At 51.2% G+C, this 7,496-nt stretch carries 4 protein-coding genes; all 4 read right to left on the bottom strand.

The window, feature by feature from the left end:
* Positions 1 to 722 precede the first annotated feature (722 nt).
* Positions 723 to 923 (bottom strand): hypothetical protein, encoded by a 201-nt coding sequence (locus H8L47_RS22435; RefSeq protein ID WP_186955829.1) that lies wholly within the window; start codon positions 921 to 923, stop codon positions 723 to 725.
* Positions 924 to 1,037: 114 nt separating this feature from the next.
* A complete protein-coding gene (locus tag H8L47_RS22430; RefSeq protein ID WP_186955828.1) occupies positions 1,038 to 5,798 on the bottom strand; it encodes an NAD-glutamate dehydrogenase in 4,761 nt (1,586 codons plus the stop codon).
* Positions 5,799 to 6,126: 328 nt separating this feature from the next.
* Positions 6,127 to 6,867, bottom strand: coding sequence for a hypothetical protein (locus H8L47_RS22425; protein WP_186955827.1), 741 nt, complete (start codon positions 6,865 to 6,867; stop codon positions 6,127 to 6,129).
* Positions 6,868 to 6,891: 24 nt separating this feature from the next.
* Entirely contained in the window at positions 6,892 to 7,446 is a 555-nt protein-coding gene (locus H8L47_RS22420) for a hypothetical protein (RefSeq protein WP_186955826.1), read from the bottom strand.
* Positions 7,447 to 7,496 lie beyond the last annotated feature (50 nt).

Below are 7,496 nucleotides of genomic sequence, written 5' to 3'. Positions count from 1 at the left end.
CTTTTATAACCGCCAGCGACGTCACTCGCGTCTTGGCAATATATCGCCAGCCTTGTTTGCTGAAAATTTTAATCGGCAGTCACAGGCAGCTTAGAACATGAGTGTCCGCTATTGACAGTACACCTCATATGTCTCTGGTAAGTGAGTGACATTTTGTGCTTGGCACATTTCATTTAGATCAGGCTCCGCTATACCTTTGATCTGCGTTTCAAAATCTAAGCCAGCTTCTGTTAATACTCTAATGTAGTTCATCGTAATTCTGTTTTTTTAGACTGCCGCGAAATTGAATCAATTGAAAAATATTGCACATGTACAACGCATCTCTGCCATCACTTAAACGGTGCGGAACAAGACACGAAGTCACACAAACTGTTGTCAGGGCCTAATATGAAAACGGCATTATGAAAAAATTTCGGATTACTTATATTTGGCCTTGCCCAAACAAAATTTCCAACTTGGTATAGATGTCCGGATGAAACGACAGGTTTCAAATCTTCGCTGGAATTTCCATACTCAAACGTAGACTTGAAGCTTCCATCTTTGGCAAATACATAATCTGTCCCAGAATCGCAGCTTGCCAGGCAATATACCAACATATCCTGACCATTCCACCTAGATACTCTTCGAAATTTTTTTGCTCTCATCAGTTTGCTACTTGCAATCCAAACAGCTTGTTTCAAAAGTTCGTTTTCACGACTAGAGAACACTTCAAACTTGGGATGCTAAAAACTTCGTTTTACCAAGCTGAGGTCACCCTTTTCCTGCATAAGCACCAACACTTCCAATGGGTAAAAATTTCTATCTTGTCCTTCATCTACGCGAAATTCAACAACAACATGCTCTTTCAAAAGCACAGATTCTGAAGTAGAAGCAAAAAGCTTGGTATTGGGCAGCAATAAAAGACAGCAAAGGATTTTTTGCAAGTTTCTCTTGATCATTTTTTTGCAACACAAGAATAAAATTTTAAAAAAAACATAGGGCAAACACGTCAAAGTGATTGCCCTATATTGTCCTTCGAAAAAACTAAATGCTAATAATTAAGCCAGGTGACGCAATTCCCGCAACGCCACTGACACGGGTGCCAGGTCCGGTCCCTGTGCGCTGATGGTGGTCAGCAAGGCAGTCAGTCTGTCTATGGCAGGTGCATGCTGGGCACGCCAGTTGGCAATCTCTTCCTGGCGTGACAATATGCCACGGGTGATCTGGCTGGCGATGGAATACACGTCATCTCGGGCACTGCCACGCGCCTGGGTCTGCCACAGGGTATCGGTAGGCAGACGGTTGATCTGATTGCGCCAGCCTGTGAGGCCGAGTTCATCATCAATACCAAAGTAGGCACGCGCTACTTGCTCCAACCCACTGCTGGTGCTTTGCGCCAGGTCAACCAGATCAAGCGCCGGGAAGATGTATTCCAGCGCCGTCAGGTTTTGCGCCAGCGTGGCTTCTACACCGGCTTGCGTCAGTGCCTCGGCCTCTTTTTGCCAGTTGGCATGGGCATTGACTGGCAGCCAGTCATCAAGTTGCCAGCGTAATTCACGTGCTGCTGGTTGATAACGCTGTATCAGGGTTGGCAGATCGGTGCTTTGCGCACGTATGCGCAGCATCCAGCGTGAAGCTCTTTGGGCAATCGCGATCAACTTGGACAACAGATCAAGTTGCAATTTTGAATCAACCTTATAGTCAAGCGCATCGATCTGATCCCAAAGCACTTCCAGGTCAAAAATCTCGCGAGCCAGGGTGAAGGCACGGATCACGTCCGCCGCTGTCGCCCCTGCTTCTGATGCAATGAAGTTGACGAAGGTAGCACCGGCACGGTTCACCACGGTATTGGTGATGAAGGTGGCGATGATTTCGCGCTTCAACGGGTGATGAGCGATCGCTTCTGTAAAGCGCTCGGACAGCACTTGCGGGAAGTAAGCCTTCAAAGCGCGGCTGAAGAAAGGATCATCCGGCAAATTGCTGGCCACCAGTTCATCAAACACCGACATCTTGGCATAGGCCAGCACTACTGCACCTTCTGGCGCAGTCAGCCCCTGCTTCAAGGCCTTACGATGGAAGATTTCATCATCGCTGGGCAGGTACTCAATGGCGCGGTTCAAGCGTCCCTGTTTTTCCAGGGATTGCATCAGCCTTTGCTGGCCATCGAGTACATACAACGGCCTGTGGGCAGCAATATCCAGCGCCTGGCTTTGATAATAGTTATCGGTCAGCACCAAATGGCCAACTTCGTCGGTCATCGAAGCCAGCAAGTCATTACGCTGCTTGAGTGTCAGGTCACCTGCTTCAACGATGCTACCCAACAAAATCTTGATATTGACTTCGTGATCAGAGCAATCAACACCGGCAGAATTGTCAATCGCATCAGTGTAGATACGGCCACCTTTTTGTGCGAATTCTATACGGCCATTTTGTGTGCAACCGAGGTTACCGCCTTCTGCCAGGACCTTGCAGCGCAAGTCATTGCCATTGACGCGGAAGGCATCACCTGCCTTGTCGCCGACCTGGGCATGGGTCTCATACTTGGCTTTGACATAGGTGCCTATGCCGCCGTTGTAGAGCAGATCGACAGGTGCCTGCAAAATAGCACGAAGCAATTCTACCGGTGCCAGTTCGGCAGTTTCTATACCCAGTACGGCACGGGCTTCCGGACTCAGGCTGATGGATTTTGCTGTGCGTGGGAAAACGCCGCCACCAGCAGAAATCAGGCTCTTGTCGTAATCATCCCAGCTGGAGCGCGGCAGGTTGAACAGGCGCTGGCGCTCGGCAAATGAAGTTGCCACATCTGGTGCAGGATCGATGAAGATATGACGGTGATCAAATGCCGCCACCAGTTTGATGTGCTCTGAAAGCAGCATGCCATTGCCAAATACGTCGCCTGACATATCACCAATACCTGCCACGGTGAATGCCGTATCTTGCGTATTCACACCCATTGAGCGGAAATGGCGCTTGACCGATTCCCAGGCACCACGGGCTGTGATACCCATTTTCTTGTGGTCATAGCCGACTGAGCCGCCAGATGCAAATGCATCACCAAGCCAGAAGCCATAATCTGCCGATACGCCATTGGCGATATCAGAGAAAGTTGCCGTACCCTTGTCGGCGGCAACCACCAGGTAAGGATCATCCACATCATGGCGGATGACCAGTTTGGGCGGTACTACTGCACCTTTGACGATGTTGTCGGTCAAGTCCAGCAAGCCTGACAGGAAGATTTTGTAGCACGCCACACCTTCGGCCTGATAAGCTTCACGGTCAGTGGCAGGAGGCGCATTCTTGAGGACAAAGCCGCCTTTGGAACCAACAGGCACGATGACCGTGTTCTTGACTTGCTGGGCTTTCACCAGGCCCAGGATTTCTGTACGGAAGTCTTCACGCCTGTCGGACCAGCGCAAACCACCACGCGCCACTTTGCCGCCGCGCAGATGCACACCTTCAACACGTGGGGAATACACCCAGATTTCAAACAGCGGCTTGGGTTCGGGCACGCCCGGCACTTCGCGCGGATTGAGCTTGAAGCTCATGTAAGGCTTGAATGCCCCACTGTCTGTGGTTTGCCACAGATTGGTGCGCAGGGTGGCGACTATAGTGGCGATAAACTGCCGCAAGATACGGTCTTCATCCAGGCTGGCGACATTGCCCATCTGGGTTTCCAATTGCTCGCGTATATGTTTTTGCGCCTGTTCACGGTCACCGACATAATCGGGCTTGAAGCGAGCACCGAACAATTCGGCAATCAATTGTGTAATTGGCGCATTCTTGTTGAGTGCCGCTTCGATATAGTTCTGGCTGTAGGCAAAACCCAGTTGCTTGAAATAACGTGAACAGGCGCGCAAGACAGCGATAGAGCGTGCATCCAGCGTGGTATTGAGTACCAGGCGATTCAGGTCATCGCTTTCAACCTCACCACTCCATGCTTGCGAAAACAGGTTTTCAAAACGAAGTTTGACAGCAGACAAATCCGTATTGACTGGTAATTGCAGGCCCAGATCATGTATCCATAAAGTCCCGCTGCCGCTACCTATGTGATAGGGATGCTCATCCAGCACCCTGGCGCCCATATGTTCCAGCACTGGCAGCGAATCAGACAGCGCCACCTTGCTTGTGTTGTATATCTTGAAGCGCAACATGCCAGGCCCGGCATCGAGTGGCCGATACAGCTTGACCACCATGGGTGCATTCTGATTCAGGCTGGCCAGCATGTCTGCATCTTCTGCACCGACCAGGGCAGAAAAATCTTCCCGGTAAGCTGTCGGGAAGGCATGGGCAAAACGGTTTGCCAGGCTGAGGCCATTACCTTCACCATGCGAGCGCAACAACTCTGCCGTGCAATCATCTTCCCAGCGCTGGGCAAGTTTGGCGATACGTGCTTCGAGCATGGACAGGTTGACATTTTGCGGTGCAAGCTCCTTGGCCCTGACCAGGTAATGAATCCGCGCCAATGGGCTGTCGGTCAGCATGGGCGTGAATTCTATGGATAGCCCATTCAAGGCTATCATTAATTCACTGCCTATCTTGACGCGCAACTCCGTGTTGTACCGATCACGCGGCACAAATACCTGGGCCGAAGTAAAACGGCCAAAGGGATCTCGGCGCAGGAACAAACGGGTGCGCTGGCGTTCTTGCAGCCGCAAGATGCCTATCGCATGATCAGCCAGGGTAGCAGCATCGATCTGGAACAACTCGTCACGCGGATAATCATCAAGGATAGCTTGCAAGGATTTGGCAGCATGGCTCTCAGGTACGACGCCAGAAGTATTCATGACATTCGTCACACGCTGGCGCACCAGCGGGATATTGCCTACTGGTTCAGAATACGCCGTGGAGGTGTACAGACCCAGGAAACGTGACTCACCTATCACATTGCCTGCATCATCGAAACGCTTGACGGCGATATAATCAAGCCAGGCTGGCCTGTGTACGGTTGCTCGGGTCATGGCCTTGGTGACCATGACCATTTCTGTGGAGTCCATCAAGGCCACGACTTCTGGCGGCAAACGGGTTTCTGCTGTTTTGACAGAGCCACGTAAGATACCCAGGCCAGATTCAGCGATTGCCACCAGGCTGACACTGCCACCCTCGCGCTTCAAATCGTAGTCCCGTACACCAAGGAAGGTGAAATGGCGGTCTTCCAGCCAGGCCAGGAAAGCGATCGCTTCATCGCGTTTTTCCGGTGCCTGGGTATATTTTTCACAAGCGGTGCGCACTTCGCGCACACGGGCCAGCATGGGTTGCCAGTCAACCACGGCACCACGGACATCGGACAAGACACTTTTCAGATCTTCCACCAGGGCTTGCTGTGCAGCCTGATCAACGATGCGGTCGCACTCCACCAGAATCAGGGATTCTACCGGATCATCACGTCCAGCCGCCTTCGCCGCTGCCACCGTGCTCACTGCAGACACGCTGCCATTCGCATCACGCGCCACGCTCATCAGCGGGTGCACTATCCAGTGCGCAGTACGGCCACTGCGATTGATTGCCATGGTCACTGAATCCACCAAGAAAGGCATATTGTCATTGACGATTTGCACGACAGTATGGTCGCTGACAAAGCCATCTTCTGCCAGGGTGGGGTTGAATACCCTGATTTTTGGTGTCTGAGCAGTACGCGGTGCATCCAGCAAACGCCAGTGGGCATTGGCCTGGGCAAACAGGGTAGCCGGACCACGGCTGATGATTTCATCCGGGTCAGTGTTTTCAAAATAGGCAGTGATGAAAGAGCCCTGGCGTTCAGACGCCGGGCCAGTGTGCGCTTGCGCATAAGCGATCAGCTCAGCGAAGTGGGAAGAGGTCATACGTTCTCCTTCTATTGGAAGATAACGAGAGATAAAGATGCAAGTCTGTCTTTGCACCATATTGTGCAAGTATCCTCCATTATGCAGATGGAAACAAACGGGATTTCCCTTACGAGCGTACGGAAAAATACTACTTAGACAGGAGTATGAGCACGGTTTAAGACCAGTTCACGTCAAGTGTTGCTTACTTACACAAAAATGCTGGCAAAATGCAACATTGCATCAAGGACCTTAAATGCTGTTTTTTTGCTTTTTCTCAAATGTCCCAGTTCAGGACATGACAGCTTTTGCACATGAAAAGCAGTGTGCAGTGCAGCATCAACTTGGCTCAATCATTAAACCGCACTGGCTGTATAAACCATCCCACGATACTGGCAATCAGCATAGTGGCCGCCAGCCACATCAGCTTGCGCCAGGGCTGGCTGCCGCTTTTGATGATCTCAAAGCTGTCGACAAAGATGGTTTCGCAAGCGCCATTGCCTGTATCCGTGCGGACTATGCTGGTGCCGCGCTTAAAGGGAAAACCATGGTCATGTGCATATTCCGAGAGGCGGCCACGAAGACGTATCTGGTCGCCAATCTCGACTTTTTGTATGAGTTTTACCAGTGCGGGCTGGTCGGTCAGCAAATGATTATTCGAGAGGGCCGTCTGATCAAAGGCAGCAAACGCCTCGGCTGAATTGGCGCGGATATTGCAAGTAAACTGACCACTGGAAAAACTGAGATCGTTGTACACCCCATTGCTAATATTTTTACCCCAGACCACGCAGATATCCATGATATTCAGATGGTCATTCCAGTCACGGTGCAGGTGATCCCACCAGGTTTTGGCATCATGCTTGCTGACAACCAGGCCAACAAGGTCGTAGTCGTAGAGCGGCTGCACTTTATAAGTAACACCACCTTTGCTGGCTGTAAACGCTGTTTGCGTGATTTGTGTTTGCCGTGGTTCATTGAGCAGCACACTATCCACCTCTGCCACAGGCGGCAAAACCTTGCCTTTCCACAAGGCCAGCAGCAAGAGGCAAAAGCTGGATAAGACCATCCACTTCAACAGGGTGCGCAGCATAGGGGGCGATTAATTTGGCTAGGACTAGTCGAGCTTCAACAAGCTGGCATCATGCAGAGAACAAGCCTGCACTTTTGCCCCGAAAAAATCAGCTTGTAAATGAAAGGCGCGCAATATTCTTTGCCGCCCCAACTCATCGTCCGGCAGCGTGAATAACACTTTGAGCACGGTGGCATCGGCAGAAGTCGCGCTGCTGGCAGTTGCGGTTTGCGCTGTGCTCTGACTCGCTGGCCTTGCGGGGTCGGGTATGGTTTGTGGCAATAGCAGGTGCATTTCAGCCAGGATTTCAGCCTCACTGATGACGACCGTATCATGGTTGCCATGAAATTTTCGCCCACTGGAGCTGGCATCGGCAATGCCCCCTGTGATTTCAAATTCTGTCACTGAAATACGCTCGTAATGAAAGGCTTGCCAATCACTGTATTGCTGCTCAACTGGTTGACTTGACAGAAATTTGCGATTTGCCACTATAGCCATGGCTGCGGCTGCCATGCCTCCACCAGCAATCATGCCAACAGGCAACATCTCTGCCAAACTATCCGGCACGCTTTCCATGCCCGTCATGCTCACTTCGCTCATTTGCTATCTCTGTCAAAAAGGACCTTTGTGCATTGTATTCCTATGTATGC

Origin of the sequence: Undibacterium umbellatum, from assembly GCF_014284125.1 — a bacterium.
Taxonomy (GTDB): Bacteria; Pseudomonadota; Gammaproteobacteria; order Burkholderiales; family Burkholderiaceae_D; genus Undibacterium; species Undibacterium umbellatum.
This window is presented reverse-complemented; position numbering and strand designations above follow the sequence as displayed.